General features: G+C 40.5%; 23 protein-coding genes. 5 read left to right on the top strand and 18 right to left on the bottom strand.

Annotation, left to right across the window (positions count from 1 at the left end; all coding sequences use genetic code 11):
• Positions 1–95: 95 nt before the first annotated feature.
• From NST76_RS08730 to NST76_RS08720, 3 genes are all read left to right on the top strand, one after another.
• Entirely contained in the window at positions 96–1,475 is a 1,380-nt protein-coding gene (locus NST76_RS08730; protein ID WP_342544999.1) for a hypothetical protein, read from the top strand.
• Positions 1,476–1,674: 199 nt separating this feature from the next.
• Complete coding sequence (locus NST76_RS08725; protein ID WP_230593731.1) at positions 1,675–2,400, top strand: glucosaminidase domain-containing protein; 726 nt, start codon at positions 1,675–1,677, stop codon at positions 2,398–2,400.
• A 118-nt stretch (positions 2,401–2,518) separates the two neighbouring features.
• On the top strand, positions 2,519–2,956 hold the full coding sequence (locus NST76_RS08720; protein ID WP_058844946.1) for a hypothetical protein: 438 nt from the start codon (positions 2,519–2,521) through the stop codon (positions 2,954–2,956).
• A gap of 50 nt (positions 2,957–3,006) precedes the next feature.
• Here NST76_RS08720 and NST76_RS08715 read toward each other — a convergent pair whose 3' ends face one another.
• The 12 genes from NST76_RS08715 to NST76_RS08660 all read right to left on the bottom strand — a co-directional run bounded on the left by NST76_RS08715 (position 3,007) and on the right by NST76_RS08660 (position 15,379).
• Entirely contained in the window at positions 3,007–3,837 is an 831-nt protein-coding gene (locus NST76_RS08715) for an SH3 domain-containing C40 family peptidase (protein WP_342544998.1), read from the bottom strand.
• Positions 3,834–4,619 (bottom strand): serine hydrolase, encoded by a 786-nt coding sequence (locus tag NST76_RS08710; RefSeq protein ID WP_036116855.1) that lies wholly within the window; start codon positions 4,617–4,619, stop codon positions 3,834–3,836. The genes NST76_RS08715 and NST76_RS08710 overlap by 4 nt, the downstream gene beginning before the upstream one ends.
• Positions 4,620–4,626: 7 nt before the next feature.
• Positions 4,627–5,559 (bottom strand): LD-carboxypeptidase, encoded by a 933-nt coding sequence (locus tag NST76_RS08705; RefSeq protein WP_342544995.1) that lies wholly within the window; start codon positions 5,557–5,559, stop codon positions 4,627–4,629.
• Positions 5,556–6,503 carry an ATP-binding cassette domain-containing protein gene (locus NST76_RS08700; RefSeq protein WP_342544994.1) on the bottom strand — a complete coding sequence of 316 codons (948 nt, stop codon included), beginning with the start codon at positions 6,501–6,503 and terminating at the stop codon, positions 5,556–5,558. The genes NST76_RS08705 and NST76_RS08700 overlap by 4 nt, the downstream gene beginning before the upstream one ends.
• Positions 6,493–7,548 (bottom strand): ABC transporter ATP-binding protein, encoded by a 1,056-nt coding sequence (locus NST76_RS08695; protein ID WP_082673764.1) that lies wholly within the window; start codon positions 7,546–7,548, stop codon positions 6,493–6,495. Before NST76_RS08695 ends, NST76_RS08700 begins: the two co-directional genes overlap by 11 nt.
• Before the next feature lie 13 nt (positions 7,549–7,561).
• A complete protein-coding gene (locus NST76_RS08690) occupies positions 7,562–8,536 on the bottom strand; it encodes an ABC transporter permease (RefSeq protein ID WP_089932473.1) in 975 nt (324 codons plus the stop codon).
• Positions 8,536–9,480 carry an ABC transporter permease gene (locus NST76_RS08685; protein WP_058844951.1) on the bottom strand — a complete coding sequence of 315 codons (945 nt, stop codon included), beginning with the start codon at positions 9,478–9,480 and terminating at the stop codon, positions 8,536–8,538. Before NST76_RS08685 ends, NST76_RS08690 begins: the two co-directional genes overlap by 1 nt.
• Positions 9,481–9,561: 81 nt before the next feature.
• The gene (locus NST76_RS08680; RefSeq protein ID WP_058844952.1) at positions 9,562–11,385 is read right to left on the bottom strand and encodes a peptide ABC transporter substrate-binding protein; all 1,824 of its coding nucleotides are present in this window, start codon (positions 11,383–11,385) and stop codon (positions 9,562–9,564) included.
• Between the two features lie 447 nt (positions 11,386–11,832).
• Positions 11,833–12,627, bottom strand: coding sequence for a M55 family metallopeptidase (locus NST76_RS08675; protein ID WP_058844953.1), 795 nt, complete (start codon positions 12,625–12,627; stop codon positions 11,833–11,835).
• Positions 12,624–13,238: a M15 family metallopeptidase gene (locus tag NST76_RS08670; protein WP_340808789.1), complete on the bottom strand. Its 615-nt coding sequence runs from the start codon at positions 13,236–13,238 to the stop codon at positions 12,624–12,626. The genes NST76_RS08675 and NST76_RS08670 overlap by 4 nt, the downstream gene beginning before the upstream one ends.
• 382 nt (positions 13,239–13,620) lie before the next feature.
• Positions 13,621–14,679 (bottom strand): P1 family peptidase, encoded by a 1,059-nt coding sequence (locus tag NST76_RS08665; protein WP_342544988.1) that lies wholly within the window; start codon positions 14,677–14,679, stop codon positions 13,621–13,623.
• Between the two features lies 1 nt (position 14,680).
• Positions 14,681–15,379: an aspartate/glutamate racemase family protein gene (locus tag NST76_RS08660; protein WP_342544986.1), complete on the bottom strand. Its 699-nt coding sequence runs from the start codon at positions 15,377–15,379 to the stop codon at positions 14,681–14,683.
• Between the two features lie 240 nt (positions 15,380–15,619).
• On the opposite strand from NST76_RS08660, the gene NST76_RS08655 reads away from it, so the two are divergent.
• Positions 15,620–17,014 (top strand): alanine/glycine:cation symporter family protein, encoded by a 1,395-nt coding sequence (locus NST76_RS08655; RefSeq protein WP_271912976.1) that lies wholly within the window; start codon positions 15,620–15,622, stop codon positions 17,012–17,014.
• Between the two features lie 42 nt (positions 17,015–17,056).
• On the opposite strand, the gene NST76_RS08650 is transcribed toward NST76_RS08655, so the two are convergent.
• The 3 genes from NST76_RS08650 to NST76_RS08640 form a co-directional block, all read right to left on the bottom strand.
• Complete coding sequence (locus tag NST76_RS08650; RefSeq protein ID WP_342544983.1) at positions 17,057–19,018, bottom strand: methyl-accepting chemotaxis protein; 1,962 nt, start codon at positions 19,016–19,018, stop codon at positions 17,057–17,059.
• A 202-nt stretch (positions 19,019–19,220) separates the two neighbouring features.
• Positions 19,221–20,900 (bottom strand): methyl-accepting chemotaxis protein, encoded by a 1,680-nt coding sequence (locus NST76_RS08645; RefSeq protein ID WP_058844046.1) that lies wholly within the window; start codon positions 20,898–20,900, stop codon positions 19,221–19,223.
• A 155-nt stretch (positions 20,901–21,055) separates the two neighbouring features.
• Positions 21,056–21,889 (bottom strand): hypothetical protein, encoded by an 834-nt coding sequence (locus NST76_RS08640; protein WP_249646023.1) that lies wholly within the window; start codon positions 21,887–21,889, stop codon positions 21,056–21,058.
• Between the two features lie 103 nt (positions 21,890–21,992).
• Between NST76_RS08640 and NST76_RS08635 the strand changes: the two genes are divergently transcribed.
• The gene (locus NST76_RS08635; protein ID WP_058844044.1) at positions 21,993–22,547 is read left to right on the top strand and encodes a hypothetical protein; all 555 of its coding nucleotides are present in this window, start codon (positions 21,993–21,995) and stop codon (positions 22,545–22,547) included.
• 40 nt (positions 22,548–22,587) lie between these two features.
• Here NST76_RS08635 and NST76_RS08630 read toward each other — a convergent pair whose 3' ends face one another.
• The 3 genes from NST76_RS08630 to NST76_RS08620 form a co-directional block, all read right to left on the bottom strand.
• Positions 22,588–23,124 (bottom strand): DUF1572 family protein, encoded by a 537-nt coding sequence (locus NST76_RS08630; protein WP_036129271.1) that lies wholly within the window; start codon positions 23,122–23,124, stop codon positions 22,588–22,590.
• A gap of 68 nt (positions 23,125–23,192) precedes the next feature.
• Positions 23,193–24,080 (bottom strand): hypothetical protein, encoded by an 888-nt coding sequence (locus tag NST76_RS08625; protein WP_342544982.1) that lies wholly within the window; start codon positions 24,078–24,080, stop codon positions 23,193–23,195.
• Positions 24,073–24,588 carry a sigma-70 family RNA polymerase sigma factor gene (locus NST76_RS08620; RefSeq protein WP_342544981.1) on the bottom strand — a complete coding sequence of 172 codons (516 nt, stop codon included), beginning with the start codon at positions 24,586–24,588 and terminating at the stop codon, positions 24,073–24,075. Before NST76_RS08620 ends, NST76_RS08625 begins: the two co-directional genes overlap by 8 nt.
• Positions 24,589–24,611 lie beyond the last annotated feature (23 nt).

Below are 24,611 nucleotides of genomic sequence, written 5' to 3'. Positions count from 1 at the left end.
ATTAAATTGTGCTTGTCTCTACCAATCTATGAAATTGACTGCCAATTACTCGCTGTGAGAAGATAAAAAAAATAGCAATAGAGAGGTCGTGACGTATGCACAATGTCTATCAATTCATGGCGATTTCCCAACTAGCTGAAAGATTTCCAGCAGACTCTTGGTGGGCAAAGTTTTACAAGGATTTTAGTGAGGATGATCTAGTAGCGTACTATGAGGGCGATTTGACACTTCCCTCTCTTGATTTGGATTGGGGTATGCCTTTTCCACAGCAAGATAAAACCATTCTTATTTTCATCAATGGCCATTTAACCGTTGACATCCTATACAATTTAGAAACAGATGGTGCAATTGGGCTGATGGTGATGGGCAATTTAATGGCTAAAAATATAGCGGTCGGTGGTCAGGAAATCTATGTACATGGAAATCTGACGGTCGAGAATATTTTATGTGGCTCATACAATCATGGAGAAGCTATTGTTAACGGCAATCTTCAAGCAGCAACATTAGTTCAGGATGACGAGTATCGCATCAATGTAAATGGCCAGAGGTCGCTTCAGTGTATCGTAAATATTTGGCACGGAGACGGTATTTTTCAAGAACTCCCCATTCGTATTCAGGACATATTAATCGATGAAGTATTTTTAGACGAGGATGAGGATGAGGATGAGGTCGGCTTTTCATTCGCTTCACTGGTGCAAATTTTTAAAGAAGGACGTTCCGCACTCACTCATTTTACAAGCGTTCCTCAAAGGACGATAGCATCTTCTGTTTATTTCACGCACCATTCGATTAATGCGGAAAACATACTGAAACTGACTACATGTATTTTGATGACACCAGACAAGCCTTCTTTTGATTTGACGGAACAGGATGTTTATTTCATGATCCAGCACGCACATACCAATGCTGATGGAGACAAACGCAATGATAGTGTTTATATGAAGACTTCTCAGTATCACTATTTTATTTGGCTTAATGAGGATCAATCCGTCTCCCTCTTGAGAAAAACACTAGGGGAAGAAGCTGAATGGTGGGATATTACAGAATCATCGCAGGCGCATTTAGTGGATATTCACGATCACTGGCTCATGCTTTTAACGTGCATCAATGTAGCAGAGCTTTACTTGCATACTATCGAGATACAATATGTACGACAAATTTTCCAGCAGTCAGCAATCCAAGAATTAGAAGAAGACCATGATGGTTTCTGGGATGGTTCCAAATGCTATAGTTTCCGTCAAGCCTATCTGGATGAGGATGGTGATAGGATACATGCTCGCATTGAAATTCAGACGCCTGACGAAGCGTATTATTTTTATACACTTGAAAATCAATCCTATGTTTCCCGTTATTATCAGCCTCCTCATTATTATGGTCTTCAAGAGCTATCTTATTTGAACACTAGACAATGGGAAGCCTCCGAGCAATATTTTGAGAGATTCAAACAATTTATGTCCCAAAATTTTAAAGTATAAGTGAGCAATAACGAGGAACTAATTAGCACTGGTAGCGTTCTATTAATGATGAAATCTATTTATTTAGACTGCTCTTTATTTCTTTTAAACTCTCTGTAATAATGAGAGATAGCTAAACTTTTAATAGAAGGGAGGGAGATGTGGTCACGACCAACATCCAGCTACAATGAAATACGTGCTAAACTTTTTTAAAGGACTTATGATTACCATTGTTGTTATTTGTATTTCGTTTTATATGGTAACACAGTTATTGAATACGACTGACAGAGAAGAGCCTGTCGTCATTGATAATGGCCCAAGTGTGGAGGAGTTTATTGGTGAAATCGCCGAAACTGCTCGGGACCTTGGTGCTGATAATGACCTATACGCATCCGTCATGATTGCCCAAGCGATTCTAGAAAGTGAGCATGGTCAAAGTGGACTAGGTTCTGCACCCAATTATAATTTATTTGGCATGAAAGGCAGCTACCAAAATGATTCCGTAACACTCGAAACATCAGAGGATGATGGTTCAGGTAATCTTTCCACAATCATGGCTGCCTTCCGCAAATACCCTTCCTATGAGGCATCCATGCAAGATTATGTAAAGTTAATGCGTAATGGCGTTTCATGGAACAAGGATTTTTACGCGGGCGTTTTCAAAAGCAACACAAAAGTCTATACAGATGCGACGGCGTTTTTAACAGGCTCCTATGCTACTGATTCATCATACAGTGAAAAATTAAATGCACTAATTGCAAAATATGATCTACAACAATATGACACCCCTGTGAAAGATAAGAAAACGATTACGGTGGCTGATGGGGATTCACTTATGAAGATTGCAGAGGTCTATAATGTAAAGGTGACATCAATTAAACAATGGAATCAGCTGCGATCAGATCGCCTTGAAGCAGGCCAACAACTTAATATCTATCATTATTAATCCAAAACCCTCCGTACTCAGCCAACAAACAAGCGTATGGAGGGTTTCTTATAGTGGACGAAACCCTTTCTTTTGTCAAAACGTCTTTATGTAAAAATACGGAAAGGGTAGACATATCATGACGCGCATACAACTGCTCAGTGTTATCACCGTCAACTTAATCCTTTTGCCAGTCATTCAGCTAAGCTATAACCTATTTTTCATTACGACCATAGCTGAAAGTATGTTTCAACTGTTGCTGTTTCCGCTACTTATCCTTTTGCTAAATTTAGCGCTTTGGTGTTGTCGACTCAAAATAGCATCCTCTATCCATTGGATCTTTATCTATGTCGGTCAAGGAACAGCTTTAGCCTGTTATTTTGTGTTGCATTATTGGCAATTAGAGCCCTATCCAGACATGCCCCCAGGTGAAGCAGCCTTTGATTTATGTATGATTACTTTTTTTATCGGTGTGTGGCAGCTAATAGCGTTACTGCTTGTGAATGTTAGTACATTAGTTATCACCAAAATTGGGATGTCCTTAAAAAAACTGGATCGACTTAAATCTCATTGTTGATTGGACAGACATGCCATCGATTTTTCTCTTATAAAAACTCAAAGAGAAGCCTAAATATTTGGCTTCTCCTGAAAAAAAGTACCTACTGCTACTATCGTCGTAGCTAAATCCTGTCGAAAGAGCGGATGTTTTTCATCTAGACTATTAATGGTCACTTCATTGCCTCCTAGTGATGAGTGGATATAAAGCTGATCGCCCATATATAAAGCAATATGACCAGGGAAATAGATTAAATCACCCTTTTGCATCTGGTCTTGGTCTATTTTGACAATCGGAAAGCCCTCTACTATTTTGGCATCTCGAAAAATATAAACGCCATTGAACAGATAGGCCATTGAACATAAGCCAGAGCAATCAATCCCTAAAGGCGATTTACCACCCCATCGATAGGGTGCTGTTAAATAGCTAAGTGCCGTTTCCACAACGTTTTCTCGAAACTGTGCCTCCGATAATGCCTGAACTGAAATTTTCGGCTGCAGCCATTTTGTCCGAACATACCCTGTTTGTCCCGATACGAGTTGAATGGCCGACCATTCTTCTGGTACATCCTTTAAAGACATGACTTTGACGAACGAGCCCTTTACAAGCGTGAGTCGTTTAATACTTTGGATACGCGGTTGCTGCAAAACATCTGCAAAGCTTTGACGAATGACATGCTGTGCTTCCCATTGCCACGTGGAGGCGATTGCTGCATCTAACAGTAAATCTGTCTTCTGACAATAGCCTTCATAGCGATAGGCTGTTTGGACATATACCCAAGCTTCATTCACCTCTTTGACAATATCTACTGTCATCCCATAAAGTACCTCATCGACTAATTCAGAAGCTGCATCTGGCTTGGCCTGTAAATTGGCAACCATTGCTGTCACGATAGCCTTCAACTGTGTCCCTCCTTTCCCTCCACCAACTGCGCATAAACAACCTTTGATAGACGACCGATTAGTTGGCGAGCCTGCTCATTATCCATCACGTTTGTCATAAAAACACCGATACTATAATCGATTGTGCTACTATAAACAATCCCGACATCATGATCGACCGTATCAAGCCCGCCTGTTTTATGTGCCAGCTTCACATCCTCCACAAGATAACGCTTTAAGGAGTCGTGCACACGCTGACGGCTTAAGATATCAATGACCAGTTGACTGTAAGGGGCTGTTAGTAGCTCTTGCCGATAGATACGCGTAAAAAGATGCGCCATATCCCGTGCTGACGTGCGATTGTCTATGCCCTGAGCTAGCCGTTCTACATCCATCATTTTTCGCTGTAACACCGTGTCCTGTAACCCAATATGTCGAAAATAGTCATTCAAAAAGCTCATCCCTACTTCATCAATTAAGACATTCGTAGCTGTATTATCACTCGTAATAATCATCCATACAAGAAGGTCATATAAAGTGCTTTGGGTAAGCCGTTGCTCACTTATCACGCTAAAACCCACCCAATCGTCTGGTGAAATCGGCAGCGTAGTATCAAGTGATAATTTGTTATGCTCTATATATGAGAGCAAGGCTATTAGAATTGGAACTTTTATGACACTGGCACTAGAAAATGCAGTCTCTAGCTGATGACTCGTAAGCAATTGATTGGTTGTGAGATTATGAACAAATAGATGTACGTTGTAAGGGGATTCCTGAACCATTTTTTCAATAATCTGCTCCATATAATACCTACTCAATCACATGGATTCGCTGGTTGTCCGCATCCATTGAGATCGTTCTTCCTAAAGGCAGCGACATCGTTGGTAAGCAATGACCACATGCCATTTCGGCTATAATTGGCTTACCTAGAGGCACTAGTATTTCTTGGAAAATCATGTGTAGTGATAAGCTATGCTCTGGCCTTTGCAGATTTTCAGGCCCACAATTAGTCCATGCTCCTAACAAAATACCTGCCGCGTCATCCAACTTCCCCGCCAGTTTTAATTGTGTCAACATACGATCGACCCGTTGTTGCGTTTCATCGACATCTTCTAAAAACAGAATTTTACCTCTTGTATCAATTTCATAGGGTGTGCCAAGTGACGCTGTAATCAATGTTAAATTACCACCAATTAGCTGACCTGTAGCATTCCCGCTGACAAGTGTTGACATGGGTTGGTTAGAGGGATTTTCTAAGTAGAACGACGTTTTGTCATTGTCCATAATCTGCTGCCTGAAGGATTGCCATGTGTAGTCGTCCATTTCCTGTCTAATAAATTCCGTGGATGGCATCGGGGTATGATACGTAACAAAGCCACATAGCTGTTGAAAGGCTATATGTAAGGCAGTCACATCACTATAGCCTGCAAATACTTTAGGATTTGCTCGAATCAGCTCAAAATCTAATTGTGCTAAAATCTTCGTCGCCCCATAGCCTCCACGTATACAAAAAATGCCGTCAATGGTCGGATCACCAAACATGCGATGGACATCTGCCGCCCGCACATCATCAGCACCTGCTAAATAACCATGCCTTGCGTGACAGGTCTCCCCAACGACCACCTTGAGCCCTAGCTTCTCAATACTCGCAATAGCAGGCTGCAGCTTTTCTGGTGGTGTTGCCCCAGAAGCACTAATAAGACCAATAGTGTCACCTTTTTTCAATGCCTTTGGACAAATCATGTTTTTCCCTCCATTTTCAGTGAAGTACGATAATGCGTTAGTTCCTCTTCATTGGCCAAAATAAAATGACCTTCCTCTACTTCAACAAATGAAGGAGGATTTTCCTCATAACGATGCTGTGACGGATCATACACTTCAACGATTTTCCCTCGTTCCTTATAGGGATTCGGCTCTGGTACTGCAGATAACAGTGCCTTTGTATAAGGATGCAGCGGATGAGTAAATAGCTTTTCTGTGTCTGCCAGCTCAACCATTTTCCCTTTATAAATGACCGCTGTCCGATCGGTAATAAAACGGACAATTGATAAATCATGGGCAATAAATAAATACGTTAAATGATTACGCTGTTGCAGACTAGCTAATAAATTCAATACTTGTGCTCGGATGGACACATCTAGGGCAGAGATAGGCTCATCTGCAATAATAAACTCGGGGTCCATCACTAAAGCACGAGCAATGCCAATACGCTGCCGTTGTCCTCCTGAAAACTCATGAGGAAAGCGGCTAGAGAACTCTGGCAGCAAGCCTACATTTAATAAAGCATTGCGAACCTTTTGCTGACGGTCTGCCTCATCCTTATATTTCTTTGAAGAGTATAATCCTTCCGAAATAATATAATCCACTTTTGCTCGCTCATTGAGGGAGGCCATCGGGTCCTGAAAAATCATTTGGATTTTCTGCGTAATTTCTCTATCCCATTTTTTCGAAATTTTGCCCTGTATACTTTTGCCATGATACAAAATTTGTCCTTCTGTCACCTCATTAATACGCATAATAGCCCGACCAACCGTTGTTTTCCCAGATCCTGATTCACCTACAATGCCAAATGTTTCACCTTTAAAAATATGAAAGCTGACATCATCAATCGCTGTAAATTTATGTTTCCCTTTACCAAATACGACGGATACATTTTGCACTTCTACTAGCACTTCTTTATCGGTCATTAGCATACTGCCTCCCCTCTACAAAAAATGCTTGTAAAGCGGCTGGCGGCTCTACTTTTGGTGCAAGTGGATCTAATAACCATGTGCGCGCATAGTGGGTGTCACTGACCTGAAAAAAAGGTGGACGCTCTACAAAGTCAATTTTTAATGCATATGGATTGCGTGGTGCAAAGGCATCACCCTTTATTTCCTGAAAAAGATTCGGTGGCGTGCCCTTAATTGAATATAATTGTTCCCCCTTTGAGCCAAGCTGAGGTAAGGAGGAAATGAGTGCCCACGTATAAGGATGCTTACTATTAAAGAAAATTTCATGCGTTTCCCCGACCTCAATGACATCACCCGCATACATCACGGCAATACGATCAGCCACCTTTGCGACAACGCCTAAATCATGCGTAATATAGACAATGGATAAGCCATATTTCTGCTGAAGATTCTTTAATAGTTGTAATATCTGAGCTTGAATGGTCACATCTAAAGCGGTTGTTGGTTCATCACAAATTAAAATATTCGGTTTACAGGCAATCGCAATAGCGATGACAATACGTTGGCGCATGCCTCCCGAAAATTCATGTGGGTATTGCTTATAGCGTTTTTTCACATCTGTAATACCTACATCTGTTAGCAACTTTAATGTTTCTTCATAGGCTTCCTTGCCTCTTAAGCCTTGATGCATGACGACACATTCCTCAATTTGCTTCCCAATGGTTTTGAGCGGATTCAACGATGTCATTGGGTCCTGCGTTACCATCGCAATTTCCTTACCTCGAATACGCAACCATTCTTGCTCTGTCGTAAACTGAGTTACATCCTGTGCATTGTAAATGATTCGTCCTTGCTGAATGCTGCCATTTTTATCTAGCAAGCCCATAATGGATTTCATCAGCACCGATTTTCCCGAACCTGATTCACCAACAATGGCTAAGCTTTCTCCCTTGTAAAGGTCGAGTGAAATATCGCGGATAGCTGTTAAGACACGACCCCGTAGCGTAAACTGAATGATTAAATTTTGTATGACTAATATGCGCGATTTTTTCAATGTCACTTATTTCCTCTCCTTACACATGGTTTTTCGGATCTGCTGCATCTGCAAAAGAATTACCAATAATATAGAATGCTATCGTGATGACACTTAACACAATACTTGGAAAAATCAGCTGATAACGTAAATCTGGTGACATCATGAGTACGCGTCCTTCATTAATTAAATTTCCTAAGGACGGCTCGCTGATTGGTAGCCCTAAACCGATATATGTTAGAAATACTTCGGCTCCTATCGCAAAGGGAATAGCGAGGCTCATACGCAACATAATCACTGAAATTAAATAAGGTAATAAATTTTTTAAGATAATACGGTAATCAGGAGTGCCTAAACATTTTGAGGCTAGGTTGTATTCACGGTCACGTAAAATAACAATTTGATTGCGAATAAATCTCGCCATTTCCACCCATCCCGTTATACACATAGCTATAATGATCGTCGAAATACTTGGGCGTAAAATATAAGACATTAAAATGAGCACAATGGTTGTGGGGATATTATCGACAACATTATATAGCTGCGTTATCGATGCTTCTAATTTTCGTGAAAAGCCCCACAGTGTACCGATTGTAATACCGACTACTGCCTCTACCAAGGCTACGACACAGCCAATAAAGAGAGATGTTCTTGTGCCCGCCCAAATACGAGACCATAAATCCTGACCAATGGAATTCGTGCCAAACCAAAACTCTGCATTGGGGGTAATATTGCGTGCCTGCATCCCTGTTTGTTCATCCAAGTAAATTTCAGTTGGTGATTTTTGTGCTGGTAAATAGGGCTGGAGAATGGTGAAGCTGACAATAATGAACACTCCCACTAATAAAAAAACGGCTAGTCTATTTTTTAAAAAGGATTGCCATGTAGACCGCCAATAAGAGTAATTGGAATAGCCAGTTTCCTCTGCCTGTCTTGCGTCAACTTCAGCAAATTCAAACAATGTTTGACGGGACTTATTCGAGATATTATTGATTTCATCTGTATACATACCCATTAGCGTACACCCCCTCCCTTGCCTAATTTAATGCGTGGATCGACAAGTGCCATGGCAATGTCCCCTAAAATAAGTCCGATGATGCCAAGAGAAGAGAACACTAGCACTAAACCTTGCACAATCGTATTATCCTGACGCTGAATGGCATCCACGAGCAAGCCCCCCATCCCTGGAATGGAATAGAGCGATTCGATATAAATAGAGCCTGTAATCGTAAATAGAATGGTGGCAGGTAAGTATTGTGCCATTGGAATAAAGGCATTTCGCAGTACATGCTGGAACATCAATGTCCGCTCCTTCACACCCTTCGCCCTTGCTAGCTTAATATAGTCCTTGTTCAGTTCATCTACCATATATCGTCGCATCCACATCGCATAGGAGGCTGTCGGCGCCAACGCCATGGAGGTAAGTGGCAAAATCCAAGTAATCGGCCTGTACGCATCAAACAGCATCGGTAATTGAAAGAGTTCCGTAATATACATTTGAATGACTAAGTAGTAGACTGCTGCAGGGACAGCAACGACAAAGACGATATAGCCTGTCCCTAGCCGATCTAGCCAACGCCCCTTACGATAGGCCATCAAAATCCCTAACGGCACACCAATGAGTAGCGATAAAGCTACTGCCCCCAAACCAAAGAGCAGAGAATACATAATTTTATCCGCAATAATCGTCACAACCGGTACATCCGTACGATAAGTGACCGATTTGCCTAAATCCCCTTGCAACAAATTTTTATAAAAATTTCCTAACTGAACAAGCAATGGATCACGCAAGCCAAGATTTGTTAAATAAACTTCTTGCTGAGCCGGTGACATTTTATCGGCTGCCGCTCCTAAATATCCTTCCTCCGGCATTAATCGTAATAATGAAAAGACGATCGTGATGATAATTAAAAGGGTGAACACGGATTGTAAGAGACGTTTTCCTATATACTGCAACATGGCGCTATCCTCCTTTATCCAAAAGACTAAAGGAGATGCCGACTATTCTTTCGGTATCTCCTTTTCCTCTACGAAGCCATACTACTTTTCAGCATTCGCTAACGCTTCCGCACGTTCTTGCTCCCACTGCGCGAGCGCCTTTTTAAATTCTTCATTACTCATTGGCTTCTCCAGCACTTGCTGTCCTTTAAATTTCTCTGCCGTTACACCGAATGGCGAATATTGCGCCTCAAATGGATTTAATTTAGACGCCACATAGCCACTCCCCCCTACTGAATAAGGGATCACAAAGGCTTCATCAATTAAAAAGGCCTCTGCCTTTGCAAATAGCTCATAGCGTTTTGCAGCATCAATCGTTTCTTTCGCTTGATCCACAAGGTTTTGGTACGTCGTTTTGCCATTTGCCTCTTTATAGCCTTCTGCTAATTCTGGTTTATTGTAAGTACCGTCCACTGTGAATGGATCTGTATACGTAGAGGGATCTGCAAAGTCAGGACCCCAGTTCGCTTCTAAAAGCGCAAACTTGCCAGGACGACGCACCTCTGATAAGAAGCCTGTCGATGGACCAGCCTCTACAATAATGTCGACATAATCTGTCCCTAGTAATTTTTCAATCTGCTGTTCCACTACTTGAGAACGATTGGCCCAATCTGGACTGCCTGCATTATAGGGCATTAATACTTTTACAGGGAACGTGGCTTTACCTGCTAATGCTGTTTTCGCTTTTTCTTTGTACTCTAGAGCGAGCTCTTTATTGAAGGAATCTTCATTGGAAATGGTCGTAAGTGGCGCTAATTGGGTATAATCCACCCCTTCCACATCGACAAAGTTTTTCGGTGTAATAGTATTGCTCAGCAAATCTGCTGGATTATAAGGCTCAACCGTCAGCATTGCGGACACCCGATCCAGTGCATGGAATAAGGATTTACGGAAATCTTTATTATTGACTGCAACCTTCCAGTTATCTGGCTCATATTGGGCGTCAAATTGTGGATTAAAGTTAAGTGCATAGAAGTAGGTATAGAAGTTATTTTGTGTTTGACGAACCTGGGATTTTTTCTTCTCGTCTTTAAACCATTCATCAATAATAGAGGTTGGAATACTAGCAGAATCAATTTCTCCACGTAAAAACAGCTCTGGTGCCACTGTTGCCGCTTCTTTATTGTATTTATAGCGAATGCGATCAATCAGCACCTTGTCTTTATCCCAATACGACTCATTTTTCACAAGAACACGCTCATTTTGCGGTTCAAATTTATCTAAAAGATAAGCGCCATTATAAAGGAAATTTTCACGCGTCGTACCAAAATCCTTCCCTTTCTCGGCAATGAACTTGCCATTCACCGGGAAGAAACAAACATAGTTCAACATAGAAAGGAAATAGGGTGTCGGGGCTTCTAAAGTATATTCTACTGTATGTTCATCTAGCGCCTTTATGCCAACCTCCTTGAAATCAGCCAACTCGCCGTTATAGAAGGCCTCCCCATTTTTTACGACCGTCGCAATCCAAGACGTCGATGATTCATTTTTAGCATCAAGCACATAATGTAAGCCATCCACAAAGTCTTGTGCCACAACATCTGCATAGTCCTTCCCCTCATGTGTGACCCATTTAGCATCATCACGTAGCTTGAACGTCCAAACAGTAGCATCCTCATTAGCAGACCATTCCTTCGCCAATCCTGGCTGAACGACTCCATATTGATCGTATTCTATGAGTCCATCCACCATATTTGCGGCCACCGCAAATTCATTTGTTTCAGACGTCTTTAAATAATTTAACGTTTTAATTTCTCCCGAATACACAACACGATATTCCGATGCCTTTTCACTCAATGATTCATCATTGCAGGCTACACAAAACAATACGACCAGACATATGAACAGCAACCAAGACTTTCTCACAAGCATCCCCCTAATCATCTTTTTATAATGAAAATCCTATTGCAAGGACGGATGCACCTTCAATAGGATCTTTCAAACATAAGCTAGGTCCTTCTAAATCGACCCACTATCGATGAAATGCACAACGATTCCATGCTCGTTGTCACGGTAATGAGATAAATTTGTAGGTTCTATCAAATCAAACATATTGGACAGCGTGTCCCACTGCTTTTTGACTACATCTTTGAGTGGTGGCTTCGCTGGAATGAGCGATTTTGCCTTGTTGTGATCGGGGCAAGCGCTTTACTGAGCAAATTTTTCACTCGGGTGAGCGCCTCTCCTCTTTCTGAGCGAGCTCATCGCTTCGATGAGCACTTTGTAAGGCTTTTCCTGGATGAGCACTCTATTCCTATTTTGGAACGAAGCTATCACTATTGATCATTCATTGATAAAGCAAGCTCAGTAGCATTATGTTAAAAATTGTAAAATACGAAGCACCTCATAAAAATCATCGGTGATAAACTCTACGGTATTATGTGGTTTGAATGTGGCATTTGGATAGAAAGAATTGCGATAAGCTCGTGTATGGTCTCGATAAATAATCTCCACCACAAAGCGTTCTGGTAACGCTACCTGCAAATCAGCACGTGGCACTTTCATTGCAGACTCTACCAGACGTTTGGTTTCCATAATGGTTAGCTGTGGGCTGACACTAATCGTTGCATTTCCGATGCCTTCCTTTGTGGCAAATGTAATCATGTGTTCATTCAAGGCCTGTATTTCCTCTGTTAGCCCCACATCCCCACTAACGAAGGATACAGGAACATCATGTAAAGCCGCCGCATACGTATTGATTAAAAATTCGCTTGCATAATGACCATTAATTTTGACGTCGGCATATGTGCAAAGTGTATGGGCAAGTGGGTTGCGCTCACTTCCTCCTTTACTGTGATAGCCAATAAAAATGGCACGGTCAAAGCTTTGATCGAGACCTGCCACCATACACATTGGATCATATGTCCAGCCACGGATGACTTTACAATTGATTGGTAAATTGGAAATGTCGAGATTGCGAGCAGAATCATGGGCATCCTTTAATAAAATTTCTGTGGCGCCTCCTGCTATCGCTCCTTCAATGGCTGCTTCTACTTCTCGTGTCATTTGTCTTTGGAAAAACAGATAGTCCGGTGCGTTTAACTCGGTCTCACTCCATGATGTTGTACCTGTAATCCCTTCAATATCTGCGCTAATATAAACCTTCATAGAAATCGCAACTCCTTTACATTATGATTTTGTATTGTTGCGTGTACTGCTCCATAATGGGCTACCTGCGCTTGCACACGTCTTGCCCATGCCACATTGTGATAATCGTAATGCCACCATTCCTCTGCATAATTCGTGAATCCAGCAAGTGACAAGCAGTTGTACAGCAGACGCCGATGCTGACAGGCTAGCGGATTTTCCTTCAAGTGCTGTTCAAAATAACGTGTCGCAGATTTTTCATGCATTTCGTCAAAAGCTGTACCAAGATCCAATGCTTTACCGTGGACATCAGCCAGCGTGACATCAATTGCACCACCTGTTAAATGTGGGGCTAAATGGGCGAATTTTTCACTTGGCAAAGCTACATATTTTTTCGTAGCCTGCACAAGCTCCTGTGGTGTTGCCTGTGGCATTTGTTGTGCTAATTGCTTTGAAAAATGGGTAAACAAATATTGCTGTACTTGAAACGGACGATACCCATCATAAAGTAAGAGACTATATTCCTGTGGTAATAACGTTAACGCCTGCTGCAAACGCTTATAGACCCCTTCTCGCACATAAATAACTTGCAAACTATCAGGAATCTGTTGCTGATAGTAGATAGGCTCCATGAATAGTCTCGGATGTGTAGCTGTGACCTGGATAAGCGGCTCACCGTTTTCACGAACAAACGGAGATAGAGGTGGATTCCTATTTATAGCTGCCGCTATTGGTTGAAATAGGTTGATGATATTGGCACACCTCCTTAATTTTTAGATAATTCAGTTTTTTAAAATGAATGTTATCATATCTCTCTAGCATTGACTAGATAAAAAAGGAATAATTACAATATAATAGTTTTTCTTTTATAATGATCCATATTCCAGCAAAACACTGTCGAAAAATCACTTTTGTCCTCTAGTTAAGGATTTTATTCATCACATTGCTCGCTCATGCTAACGAAGTACAAAAAAAGCTATCGAAACATGGATGATGTCTCAATAGCTTTAATCGTTATGCCTTATGAAAAGCGTAAGCTTCCACTGTATGGCCATTGCGTCCCGTTGTAGTCTGGGCCTGAGATAATGAATTAAGTATCGCTTCCTCTGTCGCTTCAGCTGCGGCGACAAACAACTGATTCATGACGGGATGATCCTCACGTATCTGTGTTCTTGTTTCCATCAGCTGATCTGTCGTATGAGGAATACTGTGTGCCGTTGTAAAACCAATGACTACATCCCCACTACCATGTGAAAAGTGACTACCTGTCCGACCGAGACCGATACCACAGCGTTTAATGACGCGCAGCAATTGGCGGCTACTCAACGGGGCATCCGTTGCAAGAATAATAAGTATTGAACCATCCTTAGGAGATAATGTTGATTGGCTTTGCCTATTGGAAGCGTTGTAACGCTCGGCTAAAAACTCAGTGCTTTGACCAAAATTACTGAGAACTAGACAACCTACTGTATAGCTAATTTCCTGTTGTTCAACTTTAACAAGGCGAGAAGACGAACCAATCCCCCCTTTATAGCCAAAACACATCATACCTTTCCCTGCTCCAACGGCTCCTTCCTGTGCTATATCCGTAGAGGCTTGACGAATGGCTGCTATTGCATGTTCTGGTGTCACGGGACACGCTCGAATCGAATTTAAATAACTATCATTACATTCGCCTACAACAAGATTAATCGTTCCTGTTATGAGCCCAATATCTTCATTCAAGTCCAACATATAGCTTAATGTTCCTTGTGTAACGGCTGGCACGCCAAAGGTATTCGTTAACATAATAGGTGATTCGATCACACCAAGCTCATTGACTTGCACAAGCCCCGTTGTTTTTCCGAAACCATTTAACACATAGCTTGCCGCCGTTACCTTTTGCTGAAATAAATTACCACCATGCGGTAAAATGGCTGTGACTCCTGTACACGCATAAGCACCGTCCTGATCTAATGGCTCATCCAATGTGACATGTCCCACCTGAACTCCCGCTACATCGGTCATACAGTTTTTTGGTCCAACTGGTAACTTGCCAATTTTGATGCCCATTTGTCGTACCTTGCCTGGCATATTACAACTCCTCCTGAATCGCCATGGACACCGCAGTTTGTGCATGAATGGCTGCTGTATCAAACACTGGCACACTAATATCCTCCTGCTGAATCAATAAACCAATCTCCGTACAGCCTAAAATCACTCCTTGTGCCCCCGCTTGCACAAGCTCCTCAACAACTTGGATATAGTACGATTTGGCGTCTTGCTTAATGATACCTAAACACAGTTCTTCATAAATAATCCGATTTACTTCCATTCGTTCGTGGCTGTCTGGCACAATAACCTCAATACCAAAGCCCTCCACTCTTGCTTTATAAAACGCCTGCTCCATCGTATACTTCGTGCCAAGAAGGGCTATTTTCTGTAGACCTGCCTCTTTAATTTGTCTAGCCGTTGCATCCGCAATATGTAAAATCGGGATGGTAATCGCTGCCTCTATAACATCAATGACCTTATGCATCGTATTCGTACAAATAATAACGAAATCTGCACCTGCACGCTCAAGTGATTGCGCTGCTTGTGCCAGAACATTCCCCGCCTTGTCCCACTCTCCTTTCGCTTGAAAATGCTCAATTTGTTGGAAATCCACACTATATAAAATACATTTGGCAGAATGTAAGCCTCCTAGTCGCTGTTTGACCTGCTCATTCATGAGCCTGTAATAGGCAGCGGAGGATTCCCAGCTCATCCCACCAATTAAGCCGATTGTTTTCATCAATATCACACTCCTTTTCTATTATTATACGCATAACTCGCAATAAAATAAGAGAATTTTCCAAATTCAACGCTTTATCTCCCTATCGAATATGACAGAAAAATAGTATTTAAAGCAACTCTATCCATTTAAATATTTTAAAATCGCAAAATATTACGATTATTTCCATTATTTTAGAAATGTTGATTTATTATAAAAAAACAGTGTAGACTAAAGCGTATTGTGAAAGGAGGACAACTTATGGAATGGATTTCAAGTATTGTAAATAGTGGAAATAATGTTTTATGGACATATATCCTAATTATTTTACTGATCGTAGCAGGACTATATTTTTCATTTGGTACGAAGTTTGTACAAATTCGTCTGTTTCCTGAAATGTTTCGTTTAATTGTAGAAAAAAGAGAGGGCGAATCAGGTGTATCACCGTTCCAGGCTTTTACTATTAGTGCTGCTTCACGTGTCGGCACAGGGAATATTACAGGTGTTGCCTTAGCCATTGGTGTAGGAGGGCCAGGTGCTGTTTTTTGGATGTGGATCATCGCTATTTTAGGGATGGCTACTGCCTTCATTGAAAGTACCTTAGCACAGGTTTATAAAGTGAAGGATGGTAATACATTCCGGGGTGGACCTGCCTACTACATGGAAAAAGCGTTAGGTCAACGAAAGCTAGGAATTATTTTTAGTATTTTATTAACATTTAGCTTTGGGTTTATTTTTAATGCTGTACAGTCCAATACAATTGCCACGTCAGTTGGAGAAGCATTTGATATCAAACCAGCGATCATTGGGATAATACTTGTCGCCTTAACAGCCTTAATTATTTTTGGCGGTGTTCATAGAATTGTGAAGGTGACGCAAATTCTTGTACCTGTCATGGCGATTTTCTATTTACTTGTAGCCCTTTTTGTTGTAGTGACAAATTTCTCGGAAATCCCGCATGTTTTTAACTTAATTTTCACACATGCATTTGGCCTACAGGAAGCTGCTGGTGGTGCAATTGGGGCGGCTATTATGCAAGGTGTCCGTCGTGGTTTATTTTCCAACGAGGCTGGTATGGGGAGTGTACCTAATGCGGCGGCAACTGCCAATACCTCACACCCTGCCAAACAAGGGCTAGTACAAAGCTTAGGTGTCTTTTTTGATACGATCATGATTTGTACAGCGACTGCCTTTATCATTATTTTAGCTGGCTTATATGATAAAGGCGAAAGTGACGGCATTATCTTGACGCAAAATTCTTTAGCTGTCCAAGTTGGGGACTGGGCTCCTTACTTTATTGCTATCGCCATCATCTTCTTTGCCTTCAGTTCGATCATTGGAAACTATTATTATGGTGAATCCAATATTGAGTTTATGGATGCGCATAAAGGTTGGATGTTTAGCTATCGTATATTAGTGTTAGCTATGGTCATGTTTGGCTCTGTAGCTCAGGTACAGCTTGTATGGAATTTAGCTGACCTATTTATGGGTCTAATGGCGCTCATCAATATAGCCATTATTATTATTCTCGGTAAAATTGCCTTCCTTGTATTAGACGACTTTACACAGCAACGTAAAGCTGGTAAAAATCCTGTCTTTTATGCAAAATCAATTCCAACCTTAAAAAATACAGACTGTTGGGAAGAAAATCGATAAACAGCTAACGCCACTCCTTTTGATAGGAGTGGCGTTTGTGCTTTAATATTTAAATTGACTAATCAGTTGCTTTAATTCATCCGCCATATGTGCGAGTGCTTGTGCCGAGGCATTGATTTCTTCCATTGAGGCTAATTGTTCCTCTGTTGATGCCGCTACATCCTCGGATGCAGAAGCATTGCCTTTTGCAGAGAATGCCAAATCTTCTGTTACGGCTGCCACCTCTTGGACGCCTGCTGACATTTGCTCAGAGGCTGAAGAGACTTCCTCCATTTTAGGTGTAATTTCATTCATGCTTGCCATAATGACTTGGAATTTTGCAATGGCTTCATCCGAAATATGCAGACCACTTTGCACATCCTCCGTTACCTTCGCCATAATACTGACAGATTGCTCCGTCTCTTGCTGAATACCTCGAATAAGCTCAAATATTTGTTTGGCCGATTCTTGTGATTGTTCTGCTAGCTTGCGAACCTCATCTGCCACAACGGCAAAGCCTTTCCCATGCTCACCTGCTCTTGCCGCCTCAATAGCTGCATTTAATGCAAGTAAGTTCGTTTGATCGGCAATGCTCGTAATGACATCTAAGATGGACGTAATTTGCTGAGATCGTTCATGCAAGGTTTGAATTTTCGCATTGGAATCTGCTACAGATAAATGAATGGATTGCATTTGATCCTTCGTATTCTGCACAGCTTGTCCACCCTCATCTGCTTGTGATGTTGCATGCTGCGAAAGGTCTGTCACAGCAGAGGATATTTCGGCAATATGCAAAATAGCTGTTGAAAGCTCATGCAGTGATTCTGCATTTTTATTGGCACTGATCGTTTGCGAATCAGCACTTGAGGCAACATCCTGAATAGAAATCGCCACTTTTTCCGTTGCAATGCTTGTTTGATTCGCGTTGGCTGTTAGCTCCTCTGCTGACGAAGCCACTTCCTCTGCATTTTGCTCAATTTTTTGAATAAGTGTCCGTAAGCTTTCTTGCATATCATTAAAGGCTTGTCCTAATTGACCAATCTCATCCTTCGACGTAACTGTCACCGTTTCTGTCAAATCGCCTTTACTGATCGTCACAGCACTATCCTTTAAAGCTTTAATTGGCTTTAACACAGCCCTCATAACAAAATAAAAGACAATCGTACTAATAACAATAGCCGCAATCAGCACTAAAATCGTATGGTATAAAATTTTAGATGCCGATTCATCAATTTCTTTGGCAAAAATGGTCCCTGTGATTTTCCAATCAGTCAGTTCATTTGTTGTATAGAACAGGATTCGGTTATCACCGTCAAAGACATATTTATAGGTACCAGAAGGATTTTCGTACATTTGATCGAGGAAGCTTTCTTTTAGTTTTCCTCCAGCTTCAAGCGTAGGATGTGAGATAACCATATTTTCTTCACCAAAAATAGAAGGATAACCATTTTTCCCGATTCGAATGGAATCTGCAATTTTTTGAAGGTCTGTCAGTTTAATATCAATAGCCACAACCCCAGTATGATCCTTAATCTGTTTGGCAACTGTCACAACCATATCGCCAGTTCCTGCATCTTTATAAGGATTTGTGATTAACGTTTCTCCTTTGAGGGCTGTTGCCTCTTTATACCAATCTCGATCTAGTGGATTATAGTCTGCATCATTTAATTTTGGCTCTTGTGTAAAGGAGCCATCGTTCATGCCAATATAAATACTTAGCACATCTGGATTTAGCTCTACATACTGATGCAAATTCGTCTCAATAGAGGCTTGGGATTGCTGATATTTTCCTGCATCTAATTCACTGCTAAATACATTGATATCATCCATTTTTTCGCTAATGGTTTTATCAATAAGCTTATTTAAAATGCCCACACTTTCATTGGCACTAAATAATATTTCTTCTTCTATTGAGTCTTTGGCAGATAAATAAGATAAACTCCCAACAGAAATGACAGGAATTAGTAATACTAGCGCAAATAAAGTATAAAGCTTGCCCTTAAAACTGCTAAATAGTTTCTTCATATATCAATCTCCTTTTGATTCTTGTCGTGAAAAAATAGCAAGCTATTTTCCACAGTATTTCCCTCTCTTTATCTGCTTCACATTTCTCCCAAAGCTTTTATCGGATGAAATATTATTTTTCAAACATATTTTTGAATTTCTTATTATTCAGGCTTTGCAGACAACTAGAAAACCCCTGTAAATATACAGAGGTAGTGTTTCCTTAGTATTTAAATGACTGTATAGACTCTTGCAAATCTATCGCCATTTTCGCTAGATGTGTAGAGGAAGCTGCTACCTCCTCCATTGCTGCATTTTGTTCTTCTGAAGAGGCTGCAACACTTTGTACATGGCGACTCGATTTCATTGAGACTTCACTAATATAATCAATTTCTTTGACTAACTTTTCTACATCCTGATGAATAGTCCGAATGGCTGTTGTCACTATCTCAGTTTGTGCTTGTACATCATTAATGGCATCATCAATCTGTATAAAATTATCTCTTGCCACATTGACCTTTTCACGTCCTACATGGACCGAATCATTGCTATTGACCATATCCTCTTCAATGACTCTCGTGCTATCGGTAATTTGTGCCACTACTTTTTCAATGTCCCCTGCTGCAAGATTGGACTCATCTGCTAGCTTACGTACTTCCTCTGCAACAACCGCAAAGCCTTTGCCATGTTCGCCGCTTCTTGCCGCTTCAATTGAGGCATTGATTGCCAGTAAATTGGTTTGTGTCGCAATACTTTTAATGACATTCACGGCTTTTACAATCGCCGCTGTATTGTCATCTAAATCTTGCACACGGGTATTTAACTCGCTTGTATTGGCAGAAATTTCATTCATTTGTTCCGTCACATCATGCACAGAAGAACGCCCTATACTCGCCATATTTTTCGTTTCGACGGTTGCATGATTCACGTTATGGATACTTGTAGAAATTTCATTCATTTTCTTTAAAATATGAGCTGATAAATTCCGTACATCGCTTGTTAAAGTGTCCTGCTGGTCAATTCCTTGTGCAATATCGTGAATAGATGCCGTCACCACTTCTGTCGCCTGTGTAACCTCCATGCTACTAGCTGTCAGTTGTTCTGATGTGGCTGCAACTTGTTCGGAGGAGTTGCCTACTTGTTTCATCATCTGTCGAAGCTTTTGTGACATACTATTAAAGGATTCGGCTAAATGGGCGAATTCATCCTTGGTTTTAAATTGTAAATGCGTGTGCAAATTCCCTTCAGAGAATTTATCCATTTCTATTACAGTTTGCTGAATGTTTTTAGCGATTCGTCTTCCAAATACTGTGGCAATGATGATACTAACAATCAAAGAAATAACGGCTAGTATTGTAATTTCTACCCCGCTTCTTTCTCCTTCTTGCTTGGTTGCTTCAATATGAGCTTGCATCTCTTCCTGTTGAGCCGTTGCCATCGTCTTACCAAAGACAACTAACTTCAGAGAACCTTCACCTAAAATTGGCAATGCTTGCTGTTGGGCTTGTTGATGATCTCCTCGTTGATAAAGTGGCACTATCTGCCCATCTATCGCCTTTTCCCAATCGGCTAGTTGCTGTAAAAACTGCTCAAACTCTTCATTGCTATCACCTTTTTCTTGGAGACGATTAATCGACGTATGTAAGGTCTCGCGGATTTCATGGTGGTTGTTAAGCATTTCTTCCTTGCCATATAATATATACCCACGAATAGCTGCATTTGCTCGAACTGTTTGGAACGAGATATCTTGATATAAATGAATAAATTCTGTCTTGTCTTCAATTTCTGCTAGAGTCTGATTATTATGATTCAAGTAGTATAATGCAATACCTGAAATAAGCAGTAGGAAGACGAGTACAATGCCAAAAGCAATTTGTAGTTTTCGTTCCACAGTTAGTCTCATATGATTCCCTCAATTCTACTATAATCATATTGAGTATAGCCTACCTAAACCTATTAACCTATATAATATGTATCCATCCTCATGAATTATCGCTAAAATTTAACAAAAATAAGAACTCCACGCTCAATCTATTGACAATAATATCCACTATATCGCTAGTTTAAATAGGTAGAAAGCATTTGGAAACCGTAGAGGTAAACCCAAAAGAGTGGGAGTAACAGAACCATTTTAAGAAAAAGCCCTCTTTTTTCAACATATTCTCGAATGCCTGAAGTAAGCATAATGGCACTTAGTAACAATAAGCTATGCTGAGCCCCATAGATCTGCAAAGAAAATGTAATAACGAATGGCAAGGCGGCTGGAAAAATAAAATCTGCTAACGGTCTCTTGCTCTTCGCTTTGTTTAAATATATGGGAGGAGCCGTTTCTTTTTCTATCGATTTAGCCCCTGTAAGTTTCTTTGCTAGCATAAAGGCTAGACTGAAAAATATAATTGTATACACAATAAATAATAGAAACGGCATTCTACTTTCTTCATTCAACAAATGAAAATAATCCACCATATCTTGTGCCTTTAGTTCATAATACTGCATCGTTTTCTGATCCATTAGGAATAATCGTTCATCCTTGCTAATCACCTTCACGGCCATTTCCTTGCCATTATAAAGACGTATATATAAGTCGCTTACCGTAGTAGCATTAGCTGGTCGACTAACCGGATTTTTTTGGGACTGTAATGCTTGTTGGAGATGTTCCTTGTCTTTCACCTCATAACGGTTGATGTAGAACACTTGCTTTAATGGATACAAATATTGCTCCTTGCTATCACTTCCAGACAAATACCAAGCCTCTTGAATTGTTTGAAATTCACTATGATGCAGGGATACTAGCTCCTCTCGCTGCCTTTCATTGTAACTGAAAAGTAGAAGTGTACTTATACTAAGAATAATGCCTAGTAACAGTGTATAAATATGGCCTCCCTTGTGCATCCCTACGCCTCCTTTACAGACTTTTATATATAGTAATTATTGTAATATACGGTTTACACTCCCAATAAGTTTCATCTATATTAATAATAGAGGTGAAGCAAATATGAGTAAACCAGCATTATACGTACATTTAGTCATTGGACCTGATTGTGATTTCGAATCCATGGCCATCAGAGCGGCACTAGAATCCTTTGATGCACGGGTGACAATTCATTTAATCGGAAGACCAAATGATTTGATTGATGTCTTGTCTGGAGAGGATCTACCAAGCAAAATGGACTATCTTATTTTAAACTTCCACGGTAATGAGGGACGCTTTTGTTTACCCGAGTTAGGCGAAGATGTATATGAAGACAATGAACCTAAAAGTATCTACTTTGAACGACAGGATGTCCTATCCTATTGTCAGCTACAGGATGTCAAGGTGATAGCAGCTGGCTGTACATTAGGCTGGCAACAGCTAGCGACAGCCTTTTTAGAAAGTGGCTGTCACTCCTATTTAGCACCCGATGATTATATAGAAGGTAACGCGAATCTCATGTTTCTTATTCGCTTTTTCTATGAGATCATCACGAATCAAAGAAATCAGCAGGAAGCATTCGAACTCGCCCAAGCTATTGATGCAGAAACGGCCATGTACAAGCTATATTTAACATAAAAAGATCGTAGCACATGTTATTGGCTACGATCTTTCTTTATTAACGTTGCTGTTTATCTAGCATGGATTCTGTAAAAGCCTGTGACTGTCCTTTTGGAATACTAAGCGTTTGCCAAGCAGAGCCCTTAACTTGTTTCGCAATATAAATAATTTGACCGACATGCTGTGCATAATGCGCCATCTGTCTTTCAATGGCATCAATGACTGCTAGCTGCTCTCCTCTAATTGTGACATATCGCTGCAAATCAGATTCTGTTAAACTCGCTAAGGCGTCTAAAAACACTTGCCAACCCTTTTCCCAAGCTACGAGCATGGCCTCTTTCGTGTGAAGACTATCCATAAACTCATCATCTCGATTACGCGTAGACTTCTCACCATCCGTCGTTAAAAAATCTGTCCAGCGTGAAATCATATTGCCACTAACATGCTTCACAATAACTGCGATACTATTGGATTCCTCATTATACGCCCAATGTAACTGTGCCTCTTCTAATTGGGCAAGCGCCTTATCCCCTTGCTCTTTCACATTGTTAAATCTTTTTTGAACAACTTGTAAATAAGTGTGTGCGATTGTCATGATTGTACCCATCCCCTCTTTTCTATCATTCTATAATAGTTCAAAGGGATTGTCTCATCTGTGCTTTACTAATCGCCAAGAATAAACGCTCTTACAATGGTCGCCATTTTTTCTTGGACTTCTTGTGGGTCGCCATCTAATTGATAACCAATATGATAGACATAGCCGTTATAGTACGTATAAAATTCATTGGCATTTGTAGTCATTTGAAAGATCCGCTTATCTGTTTCATCGTAATTATAGTAAATGTAAACAAAACCTCGATCTGGTGTCATCTCCCGATAATATAAAGGATTCATAAAATTTAAACCTACATTTGAAACTTTAATCCCTAAAGTTTCCTCAATATCTTTCGATTTAATATATGTTGATAAGGGATTACGATCTACATTTGTCACTGAGAAATTAATGTATTGTAGATCCCTGCCAGTGGAGGATTTTTCTTTATAGCTAAATTGAAATTGCGTTTGTTGACTGCCATCATCCATTTTGGATGATACCGCATAGACCTCCTGAATATTTGGTTGAAATGGCAACTCTTCCGGTGTAGTAAGATGAACGACATTGCCCAGTGAGGTTGCTACTGATTGCATAGCCACGAAACCCTGAAGTGGTGCATAATATTTGATATTTTTTGCCTGACTTAAAAAATTGGCTAGCGGGAAAAACTGACTGTATGTTGTATCTGTTCCTTCCACTTCTGTTTGAAACAAATCCGTAAAAGGAGGTTTTTCTTCTTCATTCATTACCTGTGTCGTCAGTTGATTAGACGGTTTGGCTGCTTGCCAGGCAATGAAAAATAAAATAGAGCATGTCATCATGATGGTAACTGCACGATACGTCCACTTTGGTTTGGACGGATAAGGCTCTTGCTGAATTTGTTGGCGAACCTTATGTATGATTGCTTCTTTATGTGCTGAAACATCTTGTAACGCCTGCATTGTATGCTTATCCATGGAAAAGTACCTCCCATTCAATATGTTGCAAATCTATTTTTAATAGCTCCTTCCCCTTCTTTAAACGAGATTTCACAGTACCTTCAGGAATTGTAAGTAATTCCGCAATCTCTTTAATCGTCATCTCCTCTAAATAAAAATAAACGATTGCTTCGCGTTGCTTGATTGGTAAGCGTAAAATCGCTTCATCTAGTAAGGCTTGCTCATCTTGACGAATCAGTGTGTCCTGTAAGACCATTTTTTGCTTTGTAAAAAATCTATGCTGCATTGTAATTTTTCTGTATGCCCAGCTTTTTAAGTAATCCTTACATTTATTGATTGTCATGCGGGCAAGATATGCTTTCATCTCCCCTCTCTCTTCATAATCCTTTTGATGATAAAATTTAATAAATACGTCCTGCACAATATCTTCGGCTATTTGTAAATCCTTCGTATAGTAATAAGCAATTCGAAACATTTGCTCCGTGTGTATAGCCATTAGCTGCTCTAATTTTTCGTTATTTGACATGTAATTTCCCTCCTTCCACACTA

The organism is Lysinibacillus sp. FSL W7-1291, assembly GCF_038593415.1.
Lineage (GTDB): Bacteria > Bacillota > Bacilli > Bacillales_A > Planococcaceae > Lysinibacillus > Lysinibacillus fusiformis_D.
This window is presented reverse-complemented; position numbering and strand designations above follow the sequence as displayed.